This is a genomic window from Pseudorhizobium xiangyangii (assembly GCF_020531965.1).
In the GTDB taxonomy this organism is placed as follows: Bacteria; Pseudomonadota; Alphaproteobacteria; order Rhizobiales; family Rhizobiaceae; genus Neorhizobium; species Neorhizobium xiangyangii.
Map to the genome: position 1 here is coordinate 1 of NZ_JAJAWH010000121.1, position 577 is coordinate 577.

Here is a 577-nt window from a genome sequence, read left to right on the forward strand (position 1 = left end):
CGCCCGCGGGAAGGCGCAGCTGCGGGCACTTGCGCTTCACGGATCACGCCAAAAGATCTTGCTTTGAAGGTCTTGCAATGTAGAGCTTGCAGGAAAATGTGTGGCTTCTGTTGGAAAAGAGGCCTAGGGCGACCGCCCGTGTGATTCTGGAACGGGAAAAGCGAAATCAGGGAGGAAATTGCGCCGCTTTTCGCTGCATCGCCATAGCAATGTCATTTCACAAGGTGGCGGTGCAAGCGACCCTTCCTAGCTCAGTTGGAAGAGCGTCAGACTGTAAGCGGTTGAGGATTCATCATTCTTAGGAATCTGAAGGTCTCTGGTTCGATCAGAGTGCCACTGCGCCGGTGCCCCAAAGGTTGTCTGTCTCCCTTCCGCTTCTCCCAAGAAATTGCTTCCTTACACTCTCCTTGATCACAGAGCACTACACTTACATTGTATCCAGCTCAAAGAGCCAGACTTGCCGGGGAGTGGAAAAGCTCGAAAAGATTGGCCGATGGAGGATCTCTGGCAGTGGTCGTAACTAGCTCCGGTCCTCGATCCCCTCTCTGTCGATCCGCGATTTGCTCTTGTGTAGCTT

General features: G+C 53.4%; 1 tRNA gene. It reads left to right on the forward strand.

From position 1 onward, the window contains the following. Nucleotides 1-248 precede the first annotated feature (248 nt). Nucleotides 249-352: transfer RNA gene (locus LH464_RS24480), tRNA-OTHER, on the forward strand. Nucleotides 353-577 lie beyond the last annotated feature (225 nt).